Origin of the sequence: Streptomyces sp. CA2R106, assembly GCF_037034245.1 — a bacterium.
GTDB lineage: Bacteria > Actinomycetota > Actinomycetes > Streptomycetales > Streptomycetaceae > Actinacidiphila.
Genome location: NZ_JBAGKC010000003.1, coordinates 401,410 through 423,052, shown reverse-complemented (window position 1 = coordinate 423,052; position 21,643 = coordinate 401,410). Strand labels below are relative to the sequence as shown.

Annotated in this window: 17 protein-coding genes; 6 read left to right on the top strand and 11 right to left on the bottom strand. The window is 73.1% G+C overall.

The window, feature by feature from the left end; genetic code table 11:
- Positions 1-53: 53 nt before the first annotated feature.
- Positions 54-815 carry a response regulator transcription factor gene (locus WA788_RS07460; protein WP_335972754.1) on the bottom strand — a complete coding sequence of 254 codons (762 nt, stop codon included), beginning with the start codon at positions 813-815 and terminating at the stop codon, positions 54-56.
- Between the two features lie 161 nt (positions 816-976).
- On the opposite strand from WA788_RS07460, the gene WA788_RS07455 reads away from it, so the two are divergent.
- The 3 genes from WA788_RS07455 to WA788_RS07445 are packed head-to-tail and all read left to right on the top strand — an operon-like array spanning position 977 to position 3,636.
- Entirely contained in the window at positions 977-2,341 is a 1,365-nt protein-coding gene (locus tag WA788_RS07455; protein WP_335972752.1) for a ferredoxin reductase family protein, read from the top strand.
- Between the two features lie 39 nt (positions 2,342-2,380).
- Positions 2,381-2,857: an FMN-binding protein gene (locus tag WA788_RS07450; RefSeq protein ID WP_443033990.1), complete on the top strand. Its 477-nt coding sequence runs from the start codon at positions 2,381-2,383 to the stop codon at positions 2,855-2,857.
- 53 nt (positions 2,858-2,910) lie between these two features.
- Positions 2,911-3,636 carry an FAD:protein FMN transferase gene (locus tag WA788_RS07445; protein WP_335973084.1) on the top strand — a complete coding sequence of 242 codons (726 nt, stop codon included), beginning with the start codon at positions 2,911-2,913 and terminating at the stop codon, positions 3,634-3,636.
- Between the two features lie 64 nt (positions 3,637-3,700).
- Here WA788_RS07445 and WA788_RS07440 read toward each other — a convergent pair whose 3' ends face one another.
- The 7 genes from WA788_RS07440 to WA788_RS07410 all read right to left on the bottom strand — a co-directional run bounded on the left by WA788_RS07440 (position 3,701) and on the right by WA788_RS07410 (position 12,887).
- On the bottom strand, positions 3,701-4,999 hold the full coding sequence (locus WA788_RS07440) for an MFS transporter (protein ID WP_335972744.1): 1,299 nt from the start codon (positions 4,997-4,999) through the stop codon (positions 3,701-3,703).
- A 179-nt stretch (positions 5,000-5,178) separates the two neighbouring features.
- Positions 5,179-6,186, bottom strand: coding sequence for a LacI family DNA-binding transcriptional regulator (locus WA788_RS07435; RefSeq protein WP_335972740.1), 1,008 nt, complete (start codon positions 6,184-6,186; stop codon positions 5,179-5,181).
- Positions 6,187-6,238: 52 nt separating this feature from the next.
- Positions 6,239-8,515 carry an alpha-xylosidase gene (gene yicI / locus WA788_RS07430; protein WP_335972737.1) on the bottom strand — a complete coding sequence of 759 codons (2,277 nt, stop codon included), beginning with the start codon at positions 8,513-8,515 and terminating at the stop codon, positions 6,239-6,241.
- Positions 8,516-8,561: 46 nt separating this feature from the next.
- A complete protein-coding gene (locus WA788_RS07425) occupies positions 8,562-9,326 on the bottom strand; it encodes a carbohydrate ABC transporter permease (RefSeq protein ID WP_335973080.1) in 765 nt (254 codons plus the stop codon).
- Positions 9,327-9,379: 53 nt separating this feature from the next.
- Positions 9,380-10,282 (bottom strand): carbohydrate ABC transporter permease, encoded by a 903-nt coding sequence (locus tag WA788_RS07420; RefSeq protein WP_335972733.1) that lies wholly within the window; start codon positions 10,280-10,282, stop codon positions 9,380-9,382.
- Positions 10,279-11,571: an ABC transporter substrate-binding protein gene (locus WA788_RS07415; protein WP_335972729.1), complete on the bottom strand. Its 1,293-nt coding sequence runs from the start codon at positions 11,569-11,571 to the stop codon at positions 10,279-10,281. The genes WA788_RS07420 and WA788_RS07415 overlap by 4 nt, the downstream gene beginning before the upstream one ends.
- 371 nt (positions 11,572-11,942) lie before the next feature.
- Positions 11,943-12,887 carry a GNAT family N-acetyltransferase gene (locus tag WA788_RS07410; RefSeq protein WP_335972725.1) on the bottom strand — a complete coding sequence of 315 codons (945 nt, stop codon included), beginning with the start codon at positions 12,885-12,887 and terminating at the stop codon, positions 11,943-11,945.
- Positions 12,888-13,076: 189 nt separating this feature from the next.
- Here WA788_RS07410 and WA788_RS07405 point away from each other — a divergent pair, with 189 nt between their 5' ends.
- Positions 13,077-15,032: a Xaa-Pro dipeptidyl-peptidase gene (locus tag WA788_RS07405; protein WP_335973076.1), complete on the top strand. Its 1,956-nt coding sequence runs from the start codon at positions 13,077-13,079 to the stop codon at positions 15,030-15,032.
- A gap of 94 nt (positions 15,033-15,126) precedes the next feature.
- Here WA788_RS07405 and WA788_RS07400 read toward each other — a convergent pair whose 3' ends face one another.
- The 3 genes from WA788_RS07400 to WA788_RS07390 all read right to left on the bottom strand — a co-directional run bounded on the left by WA788_RS07400 (position 15,127) and on the right by WA788_RS07390 (position 18,484).
- The gene (locus WA788_RS07400; RefSeq protein WP_335972722.1) at positions 15,127-16,833 is read right to left on the bottom strand and encodes an MDR family MFS transporter; all 1,707 of its coding nucleotides are present in this window, start codon (positions 16,831-16,833) and stop codon (positions 15,127-15,129) included.
- Positions 16,830-17,435 carry a MarR family winged helix-turn-helix transcriptional regulator gene (locus tag WA788_RS07395; protein ID WP_335972720.1) on the bottom strand — a complete coding sequence of 202 codons (606 nt, stop codon included), beginning with the start codon at positions 17,433-17,435 and terminating at the stop codon, positions 16,830-16,832. The genes WA788_RS07400 and WA788_RS07395 overlap by 4 nt, the downstream gene beginning before the upstream one ends.
- Positions 17,436-17,548: 113 nt before the next feature.
- Positions 17,549-18,484 (bottom strand): LysR family transcriptional regulator, encoded by a 936-nt coding sequence (locus tag WA788_RS07390; protein WP_335972715.1) that lies wholly within the window; start codon positions 18,482-18,484, stop codon positions 17,549-17,551.
- 430 nt (positions 18,485-18,914) lie between these two features.
- Here WA788_RS07390 and WA788_RS07385 point away from each other — a divergent pair, with 430 nt between their 5' ends.
- Both WA788_RS07385 and WA788_RS07380 read left to right on the top strand, forming a co-directional pair.
- Positions 18,915-20,042, top strand: a complete 1,128-nt coding sequence (locus WA788_RS07385; protein WP_335972711.1) for a hypothetical protein — start codon at positions 18,915-18,917, stop codon at positions 20,040-20,042.
- A gap of 141 nt (positions 20,043-20,183) precedes the next feature.
- Positions 20,184-21,632 (top strand): glycoside hydrolase family 43 protein, encoded by a 1,449-nt coding sequence (locus WA788_RS07380; RefSeq protein WP_335972708.1) that lies wholly within the window; start codon positions 20,184-20,186, stop codon positions 21,630-21,632.
- Positions 21,633-21,643 lie beyond the last annotated feature (11 nt).

Genomic DNA, 21,643 nt, shown 5'->3' with positions numbered 1-21,643 from the left:
GGACCCCGGCCGCCACCACCGGCCCCCCGCGCCCGGGCCGGACCTGGACCACTTCACCGCGGCGCCGCCTTCAGGACGTACCCCGCCCCGCGCACCGTGTGGATCATCGGCTCCCGGCCCGCGTCGACCTTCCGCCGCAGGTAGCTGATGTACAGCTCCACCACGTGCGCCTGGCCGCCGAAGTCGTAGGACCACACCTGGTCGAGGATCTGCGCCTTGCTCAGCACCCGGCGCGGGTTGCGCATCAGGTAGCGCAGCAGCTCGAACTCCGTCGGCGACAGCTCCACCGGCTCGCCGCCGCGGGTCACCTCGCGGGCGTCCTCGTCCAGGGTGAGGTCGCCGACCACGAGCTGCGCCGAGTCGTCGCGGGCCCGCGTCATGCCCGCCCGGCGCAGCAGCCCCCGCAACCGGGCCACCACCTCCTCCAGGCTGAAGGGCTTGGTGACGTAGTCGTCGCCGCCCGCCGTCAGCCCGGAGATCCGGTCCTCCACGGAGTCCCGCGCGGTGAGGAAGAGCACGCACACGTCCGGCCGGACCGCCCGCAGGCCGCGCAGCGCGGTCAGCCCGTTGCCGTCGGGCAGCATGACGTCCAGCACCACCGCGTCCGGCCCGAAGTCGCCGGCCTGCGCGAGCGCGGTCGCCACGTCGCCGGCGGTGCGAACCTGCCAGCCCTCGTAGCGCAGCACCCCGGCCAGCACCTCGGTGAGGTCCGGCTCGTCGTCGACGACGAGGACGCGGATCGGGGTGCCGTCGGGCCGGGTCAGGGGAGCCGGCCGGGCGTGCGGCGCGGGCCGGGCGTGCGGAGCGGAGTCCATGGTCACTCCAGCATCCCTCTCGCCGCGGCCCGCGCCACCCCGTTCCGGCTCTGAGTCCGCTGTGGATCTGCCGAGGCAGAGCCGGTTGAGAGCAGGTTCAGAGCTGACTGAGAGGTTCCGGCCGCACAGTGGCCGTGCACGGCGAGGAAAGGACGCACGGCATGACCACCACCTACGACCCGCGCACGACCAGGCACGCCGCCGCCCCCGCGGCGCGGCGCTCGCCGGCCGCGTGGGTGCTGCTGCTCAGCTGGGCGGGGGCGGCCGCAGTGCTCGCACTGTGGTGGCAGGACACCGGCTCCGTGGTCGGCACCGCGGACTGGCTGCTCGGCGCGGGCCGCATCGCCGGGCTGCTGTGCGGCTACTCCTGCGCGCTGCTGATCGGCCTGATGGCCCGGGTGCCGCTGCTGGAGCAGGGCGTCGGCAGCGACCGGGTGGCCCGCTGGCACGCCTCGCTCGGCCGCTACACCGTGTGCCTGCTGCTCGCGCACGTCACCCTGGTCCTGTGGGGCTACGCCGTACAGGCCCACAACGGCGTGGTGGGCGAGACGACCACGGTCGTGCTGACCTACCCCGACATGCTCAAGGGCACCATCGGCGGGGCCCTGCTGATCGCCGTCGGGGTGGTCTCCGCCCGCGCGGTGCGCCGCAAGGTCAGCTACGAGACCTGGTACTACCTGCACCTGCTGACGTACCTGGCGGTCTTCCTCGCCTTCTGGCACCAGCTCGCGCTCGGCGCCGACTTCTCCTCCCACCCGCTCGCCCGGGCCTTCTGGTACGCGCTGTACGCCGCGGCCGCCGCCGCGGTGCTCTGGTACCGGGTCGCGGCGCCGCTGCGGCTGAACCTGCGGCACCGGCTGCGGGTCGCCCAGGTGGTGCGGGAGACCCCCGAGGTGGTGTCGGTGATCGTCACCGGCCGGGACCTGGGACGGCTCGCCGCCCGGCCGGGGCAGTTCATGCGGTGGCGGTTCCTTGCCCCCGGGCTGTGGTGGACCTCCAGCCCCTACTCGCTGTCGACCGCGCCGCGCGCGGACCTGCTGCGGATCACCGTCAAGGCGGTCGGGGACCACAGCCAGGAGCTGGCCCGGCTGCGGCCGGGCACCCGGATCTGGGCCGAGGGCCCGTACGGCGCGCTGACCGCGGACCGCCGCAGCCGCCAGAAGGTGCTGCTGCTCGCGGGCGGCGTCGGGGTGACACCGCTGCGCGCGCTGTTCGAGGCGCTGCCCGCCCGCCCCGGCGACCTCACCCTGATCTACCGGGCCCGCACCGCGCGGGAGCTGGCGCTGCGCGGCGAGCTGGAGGCGATCGCCCGCAACCGCGGCGCCCGCCTGCACTACCTGCTCAACGACGCGGACGGCCGCAGCCCGCGGCTGACCGCCGGCTTCCTGCGCGAGGCCGTACCCGACCTCGCCGGGCACGACGTGTACCTGTGCGGGCCGCCCGGCATGGCCCGCGCGTCGTACGAGGCGCTGCGCGCGGCCGGGGTGCCGGCCCGCCACATCCACCACGAGTCCTTCGAACTGTGAGCCGGTGAGACGTCCGTGAACACCCTTTCCTCCCGCCCGATGCGGCGGATCGCGCTGAGCGTCGCGGTGACCGTCGGCGGGGTGCTGCTCCTGCTCAGCCTCAAGCCGCACAGCACCGCGGTGGCCGTGGCCGGCACCCCGAGCGGCGGCGGCACCGCGCCCGCGCCCGCGCCGTCGGCCTCGGCGACCGCCCCGGCGACGTCCCCGTCGGCCTCGCCCGCCACCGGCGGCTCCACCGCCACCCGCAGCGTGACCGGCGACACCATCCAGACCCGCTACGGGCCCGTGCAACTGCGGATCACCGTCAAGAGCGGCAAGATCACCGCGGTCACCGCCGTCCAGATGCCCACCAACAACCCCCGCGACGAGGAGATCACCGGCTTCGCCGTCCCCCAGCTCACCCAGGAGGCGCTGTCCGCGCAGAGCGCGAGGATCGACACCGTCTCCGGCGCGACCTACACCAGCGAGGGCTACATCCAGTCCCTCCAGAGCGCCCTCGACAAGGCCGGCCTGTGACGGCGGCGCACCGCCCGGGCACCGGCCCGCGGCTGCGGCGGGTCGAGCACACCATGGGCACGGCCTTCTCCTTCGACGTCCGCGGCGCCGGGCCGCGCACCGCCGCCGCCCTGGACGCCGCGGCGGCCTGGCTGCGCCACGTGGACGCGACGTTCTCGACGTACCGGCCCGGCAGCCAGATCAGCCGGCTCGCGGCCGGCTCGCTCGCGCTGTCGGCGTGCTCGCCCGAGGTGTGGGAGGTGATGCGGCGGTGCGAGGCCGCCGAGCGGGAGAGCGACGGCTGGTTCACGGCCGCCTACCGCGGCGGCTTCGACCCGACCGGGCTGGTCAAGGGCTGGGCGGTGGAGCGCGCGGCCGCGATGGTCGCCGCCTCCGGCGCGGACGCGGTGTGCGTCAACGGCGGCGGCGACGTCCAGGTGCACGGCGGCCCCTGGCGGATCGGGGTCAGCGACCCGCTGCACGCGGGGCAGTTGGCGACGGTCGTGGACGCCGACGGCGACCTCGCGGTGGCCACGTCCGGCCCGGCCGAACGCGGCTGCCACATCCTCGACCCGCACACCGGCCGCCCCCCGGCCGGCGCGCTCGCCTCGCTCACCGTGGTCTGCCGCGGCCTGACCGACGCCGACGCCCGCGCCACCGCCGGCTACGCGATGGGCGCCCTCGCCCGGGACTGGCTGGCCGAGTTGCCCGGCACCCGCGCGTTCGCGGTCACCGCCGACGGCGCCACCTGGCACACCCGCGGCCCGGACAGCGCCCGGCCCGCGCCGACGCGTGGTTGAAGCCGGAGCACACCGGCCGCGGGCGGCTCGGGTCGGCGGGCGGGCAGGGGCGGCGCGCCCGGGGTCACGCGTCGGCGCGGGTCCCGCGGTCGGCGGGCTCCTCGGCGCGCGCCGTGGAGGAGGCCACGACCCCGCGCGGCGGTGTGACCGCCCCGGTGATCAGCGCCGCGACGCAGAGCAGGACGGACACGGAGGTCAGCGCGCGCAGCACGCTCAGGTGGTCGGCGAGCAGGCCGATGGAGGGCGGCCCGGCGAGGAACGCGCAGTAGCCGACCGACGCGATGACGCTGACCCGGCCGGCCGCGTACTGCGGCTCGTCGGCGCCCGCGCTCATGCCGACCGGGAAGCCCAGCGAGACCCCCAGGCCCCACAGCACCGTGCCGAGGAAGGCCAGCGGCGTGGCGGGCGCGAAGACGAACAGCAGCGAGCCCGCGATGCCGAACGCGGCGAGCACCCGCAGCACCGGCACCCGGCCGTACCGGTCCAGCAGCGTCGGCCCGAACCACCGTCCGACCGTCATCGTGGACAGGAAGGCCGCGAACGCCAGGGTGCCGACGAGGGCCGACGTGTCGTACCCGTCGATGGTGGCGATCCCGATCCAGTCGTTGCCGGTGCCCTCGGCGAACGCGAAGGCCAGCACGAACACGCCGATCAGCAGCGTGCGGGGCTCGCGCCAGGCCGCGAGCGGACCGCGCGCGGCGGGCGCGGGGCCCTCGGCGCTGTCCTCGCCGGCCTCGCCGTCCGGACCGGAGTCCTCGGCCGGGGCGGCGTCGATCAGGAAGGACCGCGACCCCCAGGGCACGGCCACCGCGATCGCCGCCGCGGCCAGCAGCAGGTGCGCGGTGACCGGGACGTGCAGCGCGACCATGCCCGCGCCGATCAGCGCGCCCGCGACCGTACCGAGGCTGTAGCCGGCGTGGAAACGGGACATGATCGAGCGGCCGAGGTGCTTCTCGACCAGCGCCCCGTGGACGTTCATCGCCACGTCCCACGCGCCGGTGCCGAAGCCCAGCAGGAACAGGCCGACCACCACCGGGGCGGTGCCGTGGGAGTAGCCGACCGCCACGACCGACAGGCCCACGCACAGCAGCAGCGACATGAAGGCCACCGTGTTGCGCGTGCCGGCCTTGTGGATCACCGGCCCGGCCAGCGGCAGCGCGATGATCGAGCCGGCGGCGATGGCCAGCAGCACCAGGCCGAGCCTGGCCGGCGACAGGTCGAGGTGGTCGCGGACCTGCGGCAGCCGCGAGGCCCAACTCGCGAAGGCGAGACCGCAACCGGTGAAGGCGACATAGGTGCCGATGACGGCACCGCGTATCCGGTCCGGTGCGGGCACGCCGGCGGTGGCGGGAAGGGACGGCATGGGTGGCAGCTCCGTGGGAGATCGTCGTCGGGCTGCCGCTGTTCCCCTACCTCGCCAGCCGATCCACCGTAGCAGCACCCGGACGGTGTATCGGCCCTGGTCGGCAGCTTTTTCGGGCCCGGCCGGCAAAGTTTCCCCGGCCGGTTGGCGGCCGGTTCGCGGCCGGTTCGCGCCGCTTTCTACGCGGGTGGCGGGGCGGTGGTGGCGCGGACGGTGAGGCGGACCGGCAGCATCGTGGTCTCGGGGACGGCGGCGCCCTGGAGTTTGGCCATCAGCAGGTCGACCGCGCGGGCGCCGACCTCCGCGCTGGGCATGGCGACCGACGTGATCGGGGTGGCGGCCGGCTCGGCGATCTCGTCGGGGCAGATCGCGGCGACCGAGATGTCCCGCGGCACCCGCAGCCCCAGCGCGGCCAGGGCCGCCAGGAGCGGCTGGACGATCGGCTCGTTGTGCACCACGACCGCCGTCAGGTCCGGGTGGTCGCGCACCAGTTGCCCGGCCAGCGCGTGCGCCGCCACGGGCGTGTCCACGCACGGGTGCACCGAGGAGGCCAGGCGGTGCCGGTCGGCGGCGGCGGTGAAGCCCGCCGCCACCCGCCGCGCGAAGCCGGTCCCGCGGACGTACACCTCCGGGTGCGAGCCGACCAGCGCGACCCGGCGGTGCCCGAGCGCGGCCAGGTGGTCCACGCACACCTCCGCCGCCTGCCGGAAGTCCAGGTCCACACAGGTCAGTCCGGCCGTCTCGGCCGGGTAGCCGATGAGCACCGAGGGCTGCGCCAGGGTGCGCAGCAGCGGCAGCCGGCGGTCGTCGATCTCGACGTCCATGATCACGAACGCGTCCGCCATCGCGCTGTGCGAGACCCGCAGCAGCCCCTCCTCGCCCTCGCTCTGGGTGAGCAGCAGCACGTCGTGGTCGTGGTCGCGGGCGGCGGTGACCACCGACGTCGCGAACTGCATGACCACCGGCAGGTGCATGCCCTTGCGCAGCGGCAGCACCAGCGCCAGCACCCGGGCCCTGCTGCTGGCCAGCGAGCGGGCGCCGGCGTGCGGCCGGTAGCCCAACTCGCGGATGCTGCGCTCGATCCGCAGCCGCGTCTCCTCGGAGATCGGCCGCTTGCCGCTGAGCGCGTAGCTGACGGTGCTCGGCGAGACGCCCGCGTGCGCCGCGACGTCAGTGATCTTGACCATGGTGCTCCCTCGGCCGGTGGCCCCCGTGCGGACGTCCGTGCCCGGACGCATCTCAGCGGCCCGGCAGATCGATGCGGAGGCTGCGCGTGCCGGCCGCGGCCCGGGCCGCGCCGCCTCCCGCGACCGCCACGCCCCACGGCGCCGACGCGTCGGAGACCTCGGCGCGCAGCACGTCCCCGTCGCGGACCACCACCGCCGTGAGCGCCGCCCCGCCGTCCGGGCGCGGCACCCGCACCTCGGTGCGCTGCCCGTCGGCCGGGCGGAAGACCCGCAGCGTCACGCCGTCCGCCCAGTCGCCGTCGGGGCGGTCGTCGGCCGCCGCCACCGGTACGACGGCGCCGGGGCGGACCAGCAGCGGCACGCTGTCGTAGCCGTGGGTCTCCCGCACCCAGCAAGGGCCGGTGACCTCCTCGCCGGTGGTGAAGTGCGTCCAGGTCCCGGCCGGCACGTAGTACGCCACGTCGCCGGCCGGCGAGAGCACCGGGGCGACCAGCAGGTCGCCGCCGAGCATGTACTGCCGCTCCAGGTGGCTGCACGCCAGGTCGCCGGGGAACTCCAGCACCATCGCGCGCATCACCGGCACGCCCTCGGTGTGCGCCTGGTACGCGGCCTGGTACAGGTAGGGCATCAGGCGGTGCTTGAGCCGGGTGAAGACGCGCAGCACCTCCACGGCCTCCTCGTCGAACAGCCACGGGGCGCGGTAGGAGGACGAGCCGTGCAGCCGGCTGTGCGAGGAGAGCATCCCGAAGGCGATCCACCGCTTGAACAGGCCGGCGTCCGGGCGCCCTTCGAAGCCGCCGATGTCATGGCTCCAGAAGCCGAACCCGGACAGCCCCAGCGACAGGCCGCCGCGCAGCGACTCGGCCATGGACACCCAGGTCGACTCGCAGTCCCCGCCCCAGTGCACCGGGAACTGCTGGCTGCCCACCGACGCCGAGCGGGCGAAGACCACCGCCTCGGCCGCGCCGCGGTGCTCGCGCAGCAGCTCGAAGACGGTCCGGTTGTACAGGTAGGCGTAGTAGTTGTGCATGCGCTCGGGGTCGGCGCCGTCGTGGTAGACCACGTCGGTGGGCACCCGCTCGCCGAAGTCCGTCTTGAAGCAGTCGACGCCCATGTCCAGCAGGGTGCGCAGCTTGCCGGCGTACCAGGCGCGGGCGGCGGGGTTGGTGAAGTCCACCAGCGCCATGCCCGGCTGCCACAGGTCCCACTGCCACACGGCGCCGTCCGGCCGCCGCAGCAGGTAGCCGGCCGCCTTGCCCTCGGCGAACAGCGGGGAGCGCTGGGCGATGTAGGGGTTGATCCACAGCGAGATCCGCAGGCCGCGCTCCTTCAGCCGGCGCAGCATGCCCTCCGGGTCGGGGAAGACCCGCGGGTCCCAGGCGAAGTCGCACCAGTTGAACTCGCGCATCCAGAAGCAGTCGAAGTGGAAGACCGACAGCGGCAGTTCGCGCTCGGCCATGCCGGAGACGAAGCCGGTGACGGTCTGCTCGTCGTAGGAGGTGGTGAAGGACGTGGTCAGCCACAGCCCGAAGGACCAGGCCGGGGGCAGCGCCGGGCGGCCGGTGAGCGCGGTGTACCTGCGCAGGATCTCCTTGGGGGTCGGCCCGTGGATCACGTAGTACTGGAGGTGCTGGCCCTCGGTGCTGAAGCCGACCCGGGAGACCTGCTCGGAGGCGACCTCGAAGGAGACCCGGCCGGGGTCGTCGACGAAGACGCCGTAGCCGTCGTCGGTGAGGTAGAAGGGGATGTTCTTGTAGGCCTGCTCGCTGCTGGTGCCGCCGTCGGCGTTCCAGATGTCGACGCTCTGCCCGTTCCTGACCAGCGGGCCGAAGCGCTCGCCGAGGCCGTAGACGCTGGTGCCGACGGACAGCCGGAGCTGTTCGCGGACGTAGTGGCGGCCGTCGGCGGTCGTCATGAAGCCCATGGACTTCGGGCCGGAGCCGGTCAGGGTGCGGCCGCCCGCGGTGAAGTCCATCGCCCACTGCTCGCCGCGCCCGAAGCGCACGCTCAACGCGCCGGAGGTCAGCGAGGCCTCCTCGTCGGTGACGGCGACCTCGGGGGTGTCGCCGGTGGTGGCCAGCGCGAAGTGCGGCTGCCGGGGCCGCCCGCCGTCGAAGTGGGTGATGCGCACACCGATCACGTCCGGCATGGGCGCGGTGCACTCCACCGTGACCAGCGGCCCCTTGAGCAGGTCACCGCGGTGCCGGACGGGCTGGGTGGGCGCGTGCACGGTCAGCGTGCCCGGGCCCGCGGTGGCGTCGAGCACCTGGGCCGGGTGGGCCGCGGTGACCCCTTCGCGCAGCAGCCAGTAACCGTCGGTGAACTTCATCGTCAGGGACCCTTTCTGATAGGGCGACCGGTACGCGGGGGGTGGCTCACTTGACCGCGCCCACGGCGATGCCGCGGGTGAGCGTGCGCTGGAAGATCAGGAAGAACGCGACCGCGGGCAGTGCGCCCAGCAGGCCGGCCGCGTTCGTCATCGTGGCGTCCATCAGCCGCTGGCCCTGGAGCACCCCGAGCGCGACCGACACCGTCTGGTTGTCGTTGGACGGCAGCAGCACCAGCGGCAGCAGGAACTCGTTCCAGGTCCAGATGAAGAACAGCACCATCAGCACGCCGAGCGTGGAGCGGCTGACCGGCACCACGATCCGCCACAGCACCTGCCAGCTGTTGGCGCCGTCGATCCGGGCCGCCTCGACGATCTCCCGGGGGAAGGCCCCCAGCACCGACGACAGCAGATACGTGCCGAACGCCGACTGGATCACGCTGAAGACGATCACCAGGCTCAACCGGGTGTCGTACAGCCCGAGTTGCTTGGACAGGTAGTACAGCGGGTAGACCAGGGACTCCTGCGGCAGGATGTTCGCCAGCACGAAGAAGGCGAGTATCCAGGCCCGGCCGCGCAGCCGCCCGATGCCGATCGCGTAGGCGTTCAGCACCGACAGCGCCACCCCCGCCAGCGCCACCGACCCGGAGATCAGGGTGGAGTTCAGCAGGACCCGGCCGAAGTCCACCCGGTTCCAGAAGCTCTTCAGGCCGTCGAGGTAGAGGTGGTGCGGCAGGGCGAGCGGGCCGTGCGCGGAGTAGTCGCCGGGCGACTTGAGCGCGTTGTCGAGCACGATCAGCAGCGGCAGCACCATGAGGACGGCGCCCACCACGATCGCGGCCAGCGCCGGGTAGCGCTTGACGGCGGTCACCGCGCGTCCTCCGCCCTGGCCTGGAAGCTCAACCCCGCCACGGTCAGCACGAGGATGAGCACCGTCATCACCGTCGCGATCGCCGAGCCGTAGCCGACCTGCGTCTTCTCGAAGAACGTGGCGAAGGAGAAGTACGACGGCACGTCGGTGGCGTCGGCCGGGCCGCCCTTGGTCAGGACGTAGACCGCGCCGAAGACCTTGAGCGCCGCGATGGTGCACCACAGCATCACCACGTAGATCTCCGGGCGCAGTTGGGGCAGGGTGACGTGCCAGAACCGCTGCCACCAGTTGGTGCCGTCCAGCTCGGCCGCCTCGTGCAGGGCCGGGTCCACGCGTTGCAGCCCGGACATGAAGATGACCACTGGGAAGCCGAGCTGGACCCACACCATGACCGCCATCACGCTGTAGAGCGCGATGTCCGGGTCGCCCAGCCAGTCCTGCCGCAGCCCGCCCAACCCCACCGCTTTGAGCAGGGAGTTGAGCGAGCCGTTCTCCGGCGCCAGAATCCAGCTCCACACGATGCCGGCCACCGTGACCGGCAGCACCTGCGGCAGGTAGAAGCAGGCCCGCAGCACCGCGGCCGGCTTCGACCCGAAGTGCTTGGCGACGAAGTCGAACAGGGCCGCGGCGACCACCAGTCCGATGACGGTCGGCACCACCGCCATCGCCACCACCATGGCCAGGCTGTGCTGGAAGGACTGCCAGAACTGCGTATCGTCCATCAGGCGGCGGTAGTTGGCCAGGCCCGACCAGCTCGGGGAGCCCACGCCCTGCCAGTTGGTGAAGCTGTACCAGACGTTCATCGCGAACGGGCAGACGATGACCGCGATCAGGGCCAGCGCCCCGGGGAGCAGGTACAGCGGGTAGGTGTTGACCGGGCGGTGCGCGCGGGCCGTCATGAGGCCGGCACGCCCGCGTCGTACGCCTTCTGCAGCTCGTCCAGCACCTGGTCCGGCTTGGCGCTGCCGGTGATCAGCTTCTGCACCGCGGAGACCATCACGTCGTAGAAGCCCGGCACCGGCCAGTCGGGGTAGAAGGCGAGGCCGTCGGCCGCGGTGACCTTGTCGAAGTTCTGGATGAGGGTCTTCGAGGCGGGGTCGGTGACGGCCGTGGGAGAGGCCGCCACCGGGATGCCGCCGTGGTTGCCGAGCGAGTTCTGCACGGCCTGCTTCATCGTGATGTCGATGAAGTCGTAGGCCAGTTGTTTGTTCTTCGCGTTCTTCGGGACCACCCACAGGTTGCCGCCCGAGCCGGGGGTCAGCTTCGAGCCGGGCCACAGGAACGAGCCCCAGGCGAACTTGTTCTCGCTCTTGAAGCGGCCGTACCACCAGCTCCCGGAGAAGAAGACCGGGTACTTGCCGTTGATGAACGACACCCCCGCGTCCTCCGCCTTCGCGCCGCTGGAGGTCTTGGCGATGTAGCCCTTGGCGACCCAGTCGGCGAAGGTGTCCGCCGCGTACGTCCAGGCCGCGTCATGGAAGTCGACCTTGCCCTTGTAGAGCTGGAAGGCGTCGACCCAGGCGCGGTCGGCCTTGCTCAGGGCCAGCTGGTAGAAGTACTGCTGCGCCGGGTACTCCGCGCCCGCGTCGGCGAGCGGGGTGATGCCCTTGGCCTTGAAGGCGGCCAGATCGGCGGTGAACTGGTCGAAGGTGGTGGGGACCGGGATGTTGTTCTTCGCGAACAGGTCCTTGTTGTAGTACACCATCGTGTACTCGCCGTAGTTGGGCACGCCGTACCAGTTGCCCGAGCCCATCACGCCCTGCGCGTCGTAGCGGCTCGTGGTGGTCACGCTCGGGCTGAGCTCCTTGTCCCAGCCGTACTTGGCCACCTGCGGGGTGAGGTCGGTGAGCAGGCCCTGCTTGGCGAGCAGGCCGGTGGTGGAGTTGCCCTTGTTGTACTCCATGACGTCCGGCGCGTCATCGGAGTTGAGCACCATCGAGGCGGTCTTCTGGATCTGCTCGAAGCCCTTGGCCTCGAACTCCACCTTCACGCCCGGGTGGGTCTTCTTGAACTCGGCGATCGCCTGGTTCCAGGCGATGCCCATCGCGCTGTCGGGTGCTTCGTAGTGCCACAGCTTCAGCGTCTTGCCGTCGCCGGTCGAGCCGCCCGAACTCCCGCACGAGGCGAGGAGCAGGGCGCCGGCCAGGGCCATCGCGGTCATTCCGATCCGTTTGCGCGCCTTCGACATCGAAGGACCTCCACGGGGTCGTAAGGAGGGGGCGAACGCTGTCGTCGAATCGCTTCGACGGAGCGTGTCGAAGCGATTCGACGGTGAACCGTAGGGGGGTGGCCCGCATTCGTCAATGGCGTTGACAAATCACGGGGAAGACCGCCGGCGGGGGAGGAGCGGGGCGGTGGTGACGGAGCGTCAGGAGCGGTCGGCGGTCACGCGATCCCGGTCGCCCCGGCCGCCTCGGCGGGCTCCCGCGCCCGCCGGACGGGGTGCCCGGAAGGGTCCGTGGTCAGCCAGGTGCCGTCGCCGAGCGGGCGGACGTCGTACAGGCCGTCGGTGTGCGCGTCGAAGGGAGCGCGGCTTCGCCCGCTCGGGCGGCGGCGGGGCTATGCCCGTTTGAGCAGGGGCGCGTCGCGCGAGAAGAAGCGGAACCCGGCGCCGTAGTACAGCTCGCGGGCGGCGCGGTGGCCGGGCGCGCCCAGGCACGCGACGGTGGCCTGGGTCGCGCCGGCGTCCCGGGCCAGGCGCATGCCGTGCAGCAGCACCGCCCGGGCGAGCCCCCGCCGCCGGTGGCCCGGGTGGGTCCCGACCGGCTCGAACTCCACCGTCCGGTTCGCCGCGTCGAACCACATGATCGCCGAGGCGGCCATGGCGCCGTCCGGGGCCGCCGCGAGGATGTGCAGGTCGGCGCGGTAGGCCGGGGTGGCGAGCAGCCCGGCGTAGCTCTCGGCGGTGAACGCCGTGGGCGCCCAGGCGTCGGTGTGCGCGCGGACCGCGGCGGCCGGTCCGGCCTGCGCGGCGGTCAGGAAGCGGTACCCGGCCGGCAGCACCGGCTCCTCGATGCCGGCGAGGTCGCGGGTGTTGAGCTGGGTCCAGGAGCCGGTGTCGCCGAGGGCGGCCGGGTCGGTGCCGTAGCCGTACGCGGCCCACCGCTCCAGGGCGGCGGTGTCGCAGGCGCTCGGCATCAGGGTGCGGTCGCAGCCCGCGGCGGTGGCCTCGTACCAGCCGATGACGTCCTCCAGCAGCCCCGGACGGCCGGGGTGGACCTGGTAGTCGAGGTAGGCGGCGGTGACGTCCTTGACCGAGCCGTCGCTGCGCTCGAGCCGGTGCGGCAGCTGGGCCCAGCCCCAGGCGGCGAGTTCCCCGTCCGCGTGCCAGGTCCGCAGCCGCCAGCCGGCATGCAGACGGGTGAAGCCCCGGCCCCAGTTCCAGGACAACTCCCCGTAGGAGGCGCCGCTGTTGAGGAGGTCCGGCCGGACGGCGGCGACGCGCTGCGCCAGCTCCAGCAGGGGCGGCAGGTCGGCCGGGCGGACGTGGTCGGCATCGTTCACGGCACGCCACGCTCCCAGACCCGCCGGTGCCCGTCGACCGGTTTTCCGCCCGCGGCCGGGGCCCGGTGGCCGATAAGGGACGGTGGTGGCGCGAAAGGGATCTGTTGTCATGGCGACGTCAGTGGGTAGCGTCCCGGGGTGCTGTCACTCACGCGGAGGTCCCGCCCCCACTCGGTGTCCGTCGTCGCGATGGTCCTCGCCGCCCTGGTGTTCGTCCTGCTCGCACCCGTCGCCGCGCACGCCCGCCCGGGCCCGCACGACACCGGCAGCCAGCCGGTCGACTCCTACGCCAACGCCATCCGCCAGTCGGTGTGGGTCGACACCGGCCTCGACAGCGACCACGACGGGAAGAGTGACCGGGTCGCGGCCGACATCGTCCGGCCCTCCGAGCCCGCGGCGGCCGGGCAGCAGGTGCCGGTCATCATGGACGCCAGCCCGTACTACTCCTGCTGCGGCCGCGGCAACGAGAGCCAGCTCAAGACCTACGACTCCAGCGGGAACCCGGTCGCCTTCCCGCTCTACTACGACAACTACTTCGTGCCGCGCGGCTACGCGGTGGTGCTCGTCGACCTCGCCGGCACCAACCGCTCCGACGGCTGCGTGGACGTCGGCGGCGCCTCCGACATCACCTCGGCCAAGGCGGTCATCGACTGGCTGGGCGGCCGGGCCACCGCCTACACCACCCGCACCGGCACCACGACCGCGCAGGCGGGCTGGTCCAACGGCTCGGTCGGCATGATCGGCAAGAGCTGGGACGGCACCGTCGCCAACGGCGTCGCCGCAACCGGCGTCGAGGGTCTGAAGACCATCGTGGACATCAGCGGCATCAGCTCCTGGTACGACTACTACTTCGCGCAGGGCGCGGCGCTCTACGACGGCGGGCCGGACGACCTGGCCGGCGCGGTGGAGAGCTCCGGCGCGCAGTCGAAGTGCTCCGCGGAGCAGCAGGCGCTGCGGGACGGCGCGCCGCGCAACGGCGACTGGACCAGTGCCTGGCAGGACCGCGACTACTACGCCAACGCCTCGAAGGTGAAGGCGAGCGTCTTCGTCGCCCAGGGCATGCAGGACCTCAACGTCCGCACCAAGAACTTCGGCCAGTGGTGGGACGCGCTCGCCGCGAACGGGGTGCAGCGCAAGATCTGGCTGTCGCAGACCGGGCACGTGGACCCGTTCGACTACCGCCGCTCGGACTGGGTCGACACCCTGCACCAGTGGTTCGACCACTACCTGATGAACGTCGACAACGGCGTGCAGAACCAGCCGATGGCCGACATCGAGCGCACCCCCGACCACTGGACCACCGACGCGGTCTGGCCCCCGGCGGGCACCACCGCCACCCAGGTCGCGCTGAACGCCGGCGCCACCGCCGGCCTCGGCTCGCTGAGCGCGGGCGCCCCGCCCGCGACCGGCACCGAGCGGTACACCGACAACCCCGCGCACAGCGAGGACGACTGGGCCGCGCAGGCGGACCAGGCCACCGCGGACAAGGTCGCCTTCACCACCGGCGTGCTCGGCAGCGACCTGCGGCTGTCGGGCGGCGGCAGCGTGACGCTCACCGCGACCTCCTCCACCACCAGCGCCCACCTGTCCGCGGTGCTGGTCGACCTCGGCCCGGCGACCATCCGCGACTACGAGGCCGGCGCCGAGGGGATCACCACGCTGGGCACCCGCTCCTGCTGGGGCGACAGCACCTCCGGCGACAGCGCCTGCTACCTCGACACCGCGGCGGACACCGAGAGCGTCCAGCAGACCGTCTTCAGCCGCGGCTGGGCCGACCTCGGGCACTACGACCCGTCGCTCAAGGGCGTGTCGCTCACCCCGGGCAAGGCGTACCGCATCACGATCCAGCTCGCCTCGACCGACCACGTCGTCCCGGCCGGGCACCGGCTCGCGCTGATCGTCGCCGGTACGGACAACGGGCTGATCGTGGCGCCCAGCACCAAGCCGACCATCAGCCTCGACCTGAGCCGGTCCAGCGCCGACCTGCCGCTGGTCGGCGGCCTCCCGGCGCTCGCCCACGCGCTGAAGGGCGGCTCCGGCCACCACCGCGCGGCGGCCCCCGGCGCCCCGGCCGCCACCACCCCGGCCCGCGGCCACACCCCGACCGCGAACCTCCCCGCCTCCCCGGCGGCCCGCCTCGGCTGACCCTCAGCCTCGCCCGAACGCCGTCGGCCGCCGCCCCCTTCTGCGAACCAGGGGGCGGCGGCCGAGTTGTGCCGGCGGGCCGGCGGGGGAGCGGTCAGTGGTCGGTCGGTGCGGCGGTGCCGGGGGCGTCGGTGGCCGGGGTGGCCGCCGCCGCGGGGGAGGGGGCCGGTGCGGCCTCGGCCTCGCTGCGGGCCTGGTTGCCCGAGACCAGCCGCAGCGGCACCTCCTTCAGGCGGGTGGACAGCACGATCGCCGCCAGCAGCAGCACGGCCACGATCGTGAAGACCACGTCGCCGGCCGCGGAGAAGCCCGCGAAGAAGGGGTGGCTGAGCGGCTTGGCGAGGGTGCTCAGGAAGGACGTGTCGTCCAGGCCGCCGCCCAGGTGCTGGTGGAGCGCCGCGAGCTGGTCCGGGTGCGCCTTGGCGGCCGCCGTGAACGCCGGGTCGCCCGCCGCCTTCGTGTACTCGTGGCCGATCTTGGTGCCGGCCTGCGAGAAGAGCACGGACAGGAAGATCGCCGTCCCCAGGGTGCCGCCGATGGAGCGGAAGAACGTCGAGGACGCGGAGGCCACGCCCATGTCCTTGGCGGGCACGGCGTTCTGCATCGCCAGTACCAGGCTCTGCATGTTCAGGCCCAGGCCGATGCCGAAGACCGCCATGTAGATGTCGGTGTGCCACAGCGGGGTGTCCGCGCCGATGGTGGTCATCAGGCCCATGCCGATGACCATCAGCACCGACCCGACGACGGGGAAGATCTTGTAGCGGCCGGTGCGCGCGATGAGCCGGCCCGAGCCGAGCGAGGCGGACATCAGCCCGGCGACCATCGGCAGCATCAGCAGCCCGGACCGGGTCGGCGAGGCGCCCTTGACGATCTGGAGGTAGAGCGGCAGGACCGACATGCCGCCGAACATCGCCATACCGATGATGGCGACCTGCGCCGAGGCGACCGAGAAGGTGCTGCTCCTGAACAGCCGCAGCGGCAGCAGCGCGTCGTCGCCCATCCGGTGCTCGACCCACACGAACAGCGCCAGGCCCGCGGCGCCCAGGAAGTAGCAGACGAAGGCGCCGGCCGAGGCCCAGCCCCAGCTCTGCCCCTGTTCGGCGACGACCAGCAGCGGCACCAGGCCGAGCGCCAGCAGCGCCGAACCCCACCAGTCGATGCGCCGCTCGCGGCGGACGTGGTCCAGGTGCAGCACCTTGGCGATGACGACCAGCGCGAAGGCCGCGACGGGCACGTTGATGTAGAAGATCCACCGCCAGCCGGCGGTGCCCAGGAAGCTGTCGGTGCCGGAGAACAGCCCGCCCAGCACCGGGCCGAGCACGGAGGCACTGGCGAAGACCGCCATCATGTAGCCCTGGTAGCGGGCGCGCTCGCGCGGCGGGATGATGTCGCCGATCACCGCGAGCGCGAGCGGCATGATCCCGCCGGCGCCGATGCCCTGGAACGCGCGGAACACCGCCAGCTCGTACATCGACTGGGCCAGGCCGCACAGCGCCGACCCGACGACGAAGAGCACTATGGCGAGCATGAACAGCCGCTTGCGGCCGTAGAGGTCCGACAGCTTGCCGAACAGCGGTGCGGAGATCGTCGAGGTGATCAGGAACGCGGTGGTCACCCACGCCTGCGCCGACAGGTCGTCCAGGTCGTTGCCGATCGTCTTGATCGCGGTCGAGACGATCGTCTGGTCCAGTGCGGCGAGGAACATGCCGAGGACCAGGCCGGACAGGATCGTGAGTATCTGCCGGTGGGTCAGTGCGCCGTCGGACGGCGCACCGGTCCGTCCGGGCGAGGTGGCGCTCATGCGCTGGTGCCTTCCTTCGCTTCGTTGCTCTTGTTGCCGTCGTTGCTGTCGTCGCCGCCGTGACGGGCGTCGCAGTTGCCGCTGCCGGCGCGCGGCGGCGCCGTGCCGGTCAGCCAGTGGGCGTGGGTGGTGTCGTAGGCGGCGGTGAAACGTTCCAGCTGCCGGGCGAACCGGCTGCACTCCTCGGCGGTCCAGTCGCTCACCACCTCCGCGAAGAAGGCCGCCCGGGCCCTCTCGTGCTCGGCGATCACCGCCTGGCCGGCGGCCGTGACCACCAGCAGGCTGGCGCGGCCGTCCACCGGGTCGGCGCGGCGCTCCAGCAGGCCGCGGCCCACGAGCGAGGCGACCTGGCGGCTGACCGTCGACAGGTCGGACTGGACGCACGCGGCCAGCGCGCTCGCCCGCAGCGGTCCCTCGGCGGCGGCGGTACGCAGCAGGATCTGCGTCGCGGAGTCCACGTCCTGGCTCGCCGAGGCCAGCAGCCGGGCCTTGGAGCGGCGTACGGTCCGCAGCAGTTCGACGACCGCGTGGGCGACCGACGCCACCGCCGGGTCCGCCTCTGCCGCCGTCTCCTCGCGGCCGCTGCCGCTGTCGTCCACCACGCGTGGCCACCTCCTCATCCGTCCATTATTTGTATAGCGCAAGTGCTTGCCATGAGCAAGTAATGCTCCCGGCGCCGCCCCCCGGGGCGTACCGGAACCGGCTGTCCGGCAGGTCAGCGCCGGTTCGCCCAGTCGGGCGCCCACGTGCCGGGCCCGCTGTGCGCCGGGGCCACCGCGGCCAGGTGGGCGCGCAGCGCGGCGAGCCCCGGGTGGGGGTCGCCGCGGCGCCACAGCAGGGAGTGCGGGTAGACCGGCACCGGATCGGTCACCGGGATACGGCGCAGGTCGTACCCCGCCGGCCAGACCAGCCGGGTGCGGGCACCCATGAAGGTGGCCAGCGCCGGGGTGTCCGCGACGGTGTCGAGCAGCGCGTCCGAACCGAAGTTCGGGCCGGTGGCCTCGATGGTCAGATCGTACGCGGCCAGCAGCGCGTCGTAGTACGCGGCCCACTCGGTGCCGGGCACGATGCCCGGCATCCAGATCCGCTGCCCGGCCAGCTGCGCCACGCTCACCGAGCGGGCCCCGGCCAGCGCGTGGCCGGGGCCGGTGAGCAGTTCGAGCGGCTCGTCGAGCACCCGGGCCGAATCGACGTCGTCCGGCAGCGGCCGGCCGGGCGCGGTGACCGCGCGGAAGGTCGCGTCGATGGCGCCGGACCGCAGGGACGCCACCGCGGTGTCCATGTCGAAGAGCATCAGCACGTCCAGCTCGACCTCGGGGTGCGCGCGGTGGAAGTCGCGCATCAGCCCCGACGCCGCGCCGCGCGAGGACAGCACGTCCACCCGCAGCCGCCCGCGCCCCGCGCCCACCGAGGCGACGGCGCGCGCGGCGGCCCGCAGCAGCTCGCGCGCGTGCGGCAGGAACGCCCGCCCGTCGATGGTGGGTTCGGCGCCCCGCGCGGTGCGGTCGAACAGCCGCACCCCGAGGGCCCGCTCCAGCGCCGCGATCCGCTTGGACACCGCCTGCTGGGTGACCCCCAGTTCGGCGGCGGCCTCCTGGAACCGCCCGGTGTCCGCGGCCGCCACGAACGTCCGCACGGTCTCGAGATCCATGCGGCCACACTAGGCCGTGCCTGACCACATCCCGGCCGGCCGGCCGGGCCCGGCAGGCACGCTCTCCCCGCGCCTTCGGCGGGAGGCGCCCCGGCGTTGCCCGTCGTCGGCGCGGCCCGCCGCGCTCAATTCCCCCAGCGCTTCGCCCGGGAGGGACCCCACCCTCCGCCCTGCGGTCGGGGGCACCTCCCATGCCGCAGGCCACGGGGGAGCACCAGGGCCTTGTCGGCCCCCGTCCCTCGGGCGGGACGGCGCCATCTGTCGGACCCGTCCTGGACGCCGCCCCCGGGCGCTTCGGCGGCGGTTGCGGGGCGCTGGGCTGGGAAGACCTCGCGGTGACAGGGAGTTGACGCTCCGACAGACAGCGGGGGAGCATCGTCGGTGTCCGCCGCGAGCACGACGTACCACGGGACGTACAGGGGGCCGGCGTATGCGATTCACCAGGCGGGAGAAGGCCCCGGTGCCGGGCGGCGTCCGCTTCCTGCGCACCGAGCGGACCGACCGCGCCACCTACCACGTGCACAGCGGGCCCGGCCGGGCGGCCGCACTGGAGTTCCTGCGCCGCACCCCGGTCCGGGACGAGCTGGTGTACACCGTCGTGGAGACCCCGGAGGGCACCTTCGGGCGCGACCTGATCTACATCTTCGACGAGGCCGACGGCGCCCTGATCGAGCTGGGCGTCCGCACCGCCGGCAGCACCCTCACCCCGTCGAGCACGCGCTGCGCCTGGTGCGAGCACACCGTGGTGCCCTACGACATCCCGCTCGACGACCGGACGCACGGCAGCGGGCCGCGCTCCTTGGACCCCGACGGCCTGGCCGGGCTGGTGCGGACCGGCGGCGGGTTCGGCTGCGGGTCCTGCGCGCTGCTCCAGTGCGCCGTGTGCAGCGGCCTGTCGGCGCCCGACCGCGCTGCCGGGGTGCCCCACTGCCGCGCCTGCGGCCGGCGGCTGTCGGTGCACACCGTGCTGGGGGTCGGCGCCCGGGCGCCGCGCAGGGCCGCGCGCGGGCCGGCCGGCGGGGCCGGCGGCACCGTCACGCTGCCCGCGGACCCGCTCGGCGACGAACTGTGGGGGATGGCGCCGCTGCGGGTGCGCTGGAGCATCGACGTCACCGCGTTCCTCGCCGACACCCCGCTGCCGTACCTGTGGCCGGACAACGCCCGCTACCGCGAGTACATGGGCAGCCGGCGCAGCGCGCAGACGCTGCTGCGGGAGAGCTGGACCAACGTCTTCCTGCACCACCCCAACCCCGACGTCGTCCGGCAGTGCCTGCGCGCCGCGCCGCCGCGCACCATGCTCAGCGTCAACTCCCTGGCGGACGTGCTGGAATCGCCCTCGTTCGAGCCGGAGCTGCGGGAGGAGGCCGCGCGGGCCTTCTGGGGGCTGCCGGAGGGCCTGGCCGGCCACGCGCTGGGCGTACTGCGCTCCCGCGGCATCGTCGCCTCCGGCTACGACAGCGACTCCGTGCACCTCGCGCTCGGCGCCCTGCGCGCCACCTGCCCGCCGGACCGGACCGGTTGGCTGGACGCCCAACTGGCGCGGCCCGAGGACGACTGACCCGGCGCGGCCTTCGCCGCCGGGCTGACGTGAGGGGCGCACGGAGCTGTCGCCCGCCGTGTGCAACGTTGTAAAGTCGGCTCGGCTCGAACGTGATCAGACGTGTACACCCCCCACCACCGTCTATCCAAGGAGGCGGTCATGCGCCGCGAGGCGTCCGGCCTTCCGCTGAGAACCCTGGGCAACATCGCCCTCGTCCTGCTGCTCACCGCACTGTGCTGCATGGGCCTGAAACCGTCGAGCGCGCACGCCGCCGCCGGTACGTTCCGCAACCCGCTGGGCACCAGCCCCGACCCGTACATGACGTACTACCAGGGCAACTACTACCTGGCCGCCACCGAGGGCGACGCGGTGCGGATCGCCGTCGCGCCGACCCTCGGGGAACTGCTCACCGCGCCACGCGTCACCGTCTGGAAGGACACCGACGCCTCGCGGAACCAGCAGGTGTGGGCGCCGTCGTTCTACCTGATCAACGGGCACTGGTACATCTACTACACCGCCGACGACGGGGTGGACGACCACCACCGCCTCTACGTCGTGGAGTCCGAGGGCACGAATCCGCTCGGCCCCTACCACTTCAAGGCCGAACTCCAGCCGCCCAACGCGCCCGACGAGTGGGCGATCGACCCGGTGCTGCTGCGGCAGAGCGACAACAGCCTCTACCTGCTGTGGTCCGGCGCCGGCAGCGAGGGACACAACCTGATCTACATCGCCCCGATGTCCGACCCGTGGACGGTCTCCGGCAACCGCGTCTACCTGCCCACCGCCGGCGGCTGCTCCACCATCCGCGAGGCCCCCTCGATCCTCCAGCACGGCAGCACCACCTACCTGGTGTACTCCACCTGCGACACCGGACTGCCGGACTACCAGCTGTGGATGCAGTCCATCCCGCAGAGCTCCGATCCGCTGCGACCGGCGAACTGGACCCAGCACTCCGGCGCCGTGTTCTCCCGCAACGACTCCACCGGCGTGTGGGGCCCGGGCTCCAACGGCTTCTTCAAGAGCCCGGACGGCACCCAGGACTGGATCGTCTACCACGGCAAGAACACCTCGGACTACACCTACACCGGGCGCACCACCCGCGCCCAGAAGATCAGCTGGAACGCCGACGGCACCCCGAACTTCGGGTCCCCGCTCGCCGCCGGCGCCACCCAGGACCTGCCCTCCGGCGACCCCGGCGGCGGCCCGTACTGGATCAACGACACCAACACCAGCAGCGGCGCGGGCTCCGTCGCCTACACCGGCGCCTGGAACTCCGGCTCCGGGTGCGGCGTCCAGTGCTTCTGGGGCGACGACCACTGGAGCGCGACCACCGGCGCCACCGCCACCTGGACGTTCACCGGCACCCGGATCGCCCTGCTGTCGGTACGCGACACCGGCAACGGCATCGCCGCCTTCTCCGTGGACGGCGGCGCCGAGACCACCAGCGACTACTACGGCCCGATCCGCATGGGCGAGCAGCTGAACTACGTCAGCCCCGAACTGCCCTACGGCACCCACACGCTGCGGGTGCGGGTGACCGGCGACAAGGACGCCTCCTCGGGCGCCGCGTACGTCTCCATCGACCGCGCGGAGGTGTACACCAACTGACCGCGGGCGTC

Excerpts from the sequence above, each read along its gene's own strand:
- WA788_RS07460 (WP_335972754.1), bottom strand. The coding sequence starts at position 815 with ATGGACTCCGCTCCGCACGCCCGGCCCGCGCCGCACGCCCGGCCGGCT.
- WA788_RS07455 (WP_335972752.1), top strand. The coding sequence starts at position 977 with ATGACCACCACCTACGACCCGCGCACGACCAGGCACGCCGCCGCCCCC.
- WA788_RS07450 (WP_443033990.1), top strand. The coding sequence starts at position 2,381 with ATGCGGCGGATCGCGCTGAGCGTCGCGGTGACCGTCGGCGGGGTGCTG.
- WA788_RS07445 (WP_335973084.1), top strand. The coding sequence starts at position 2,911 with ATGGGCACGGCCTTCTCCTTCGACGTCCGCGGCGCCGGGCCGCGCACC.
- WA788_RS07440 (WP_335972744.1), bottom strand. The coding sequence starts at position 4,999 with ATGCCGTCCCTTCCCGCCACCGCCGGCGTGCCCGCACCGGACCGGATA.
- WA788_RS07435 (WP_335972740.1), bottom strand. The coding sequence starts at position 6,186 with ATGGTCAAGATCACTGACGTCGCGGCGCACGCGGGCGTCTCGCCGAGC.
- yicI (WP_335972737.1), bottom strand. The coding sequence starts at position 8,515 with ATGAAGTTCACCGACGGTTACTGGCTGCTGCGCGAAGGGGTCACCGCG.
- WA788_RS07425 (WP_335973080.1), bottom strand. The coding sequence starts at position 9,326 with ATGGTGCTGCCGCTGCTGATCGTGCTCGACAACGCGCTCAAGTCGCCC.
- WA788_RS07420 (WP_335972733.1), bottom strand. The coding sequence starts at position 10,282 with ATGACGGCCCGCGCGCACCGCCCGGTCAACACCTACCCGCTGTACCTG.
- WA788_RS07415 (WP_335972729.1), bottom strand. The coding sequence starts at position 11,571 with ATGTCGAAGGCGCGCAAACGGATCGGAATGACCGCGATGGCCCTGGCC.
- WA788_RS07405 (WP_335973076.1), top strand. The coding sequence starts at position 13,077 with ATGGTCCTCGCCGCCCTGGTGTTCGTCCTGCTCGCACCCGTCGCCGCG.
- WA788_RS07400 (WP_335972722.1), bottom strand. The coding sequence starts at position 16,833 with ATGAGCGCCACCTCGCCCGGACGGACCGGTGCGCCGTCCGACGGCGCA.
- WA788_RS07390 (WP_335972715.1), bottom strand. The coding sequence starts at position 18,484 with ATGGATCTCGAGACCGTGCGGACGTTCGTGGCGGCCGCGGACACCGGG.
- WA788_RS07385 (WP_335972711.1), top strand. The coding sequence starts at position 18,915 with ATGCGATTCACCAGGCGGGAGAAGGCCCCGGTGCCGGGCGGCGTCCGC.
- WA788_RS07380 (WP_335972708.1), top strand. The coding sequence starts at position 20,184 with ATGCGCCGCGAGGCGTCCGGCCTTCCGCTGAGAACCCTGGGCAACATC.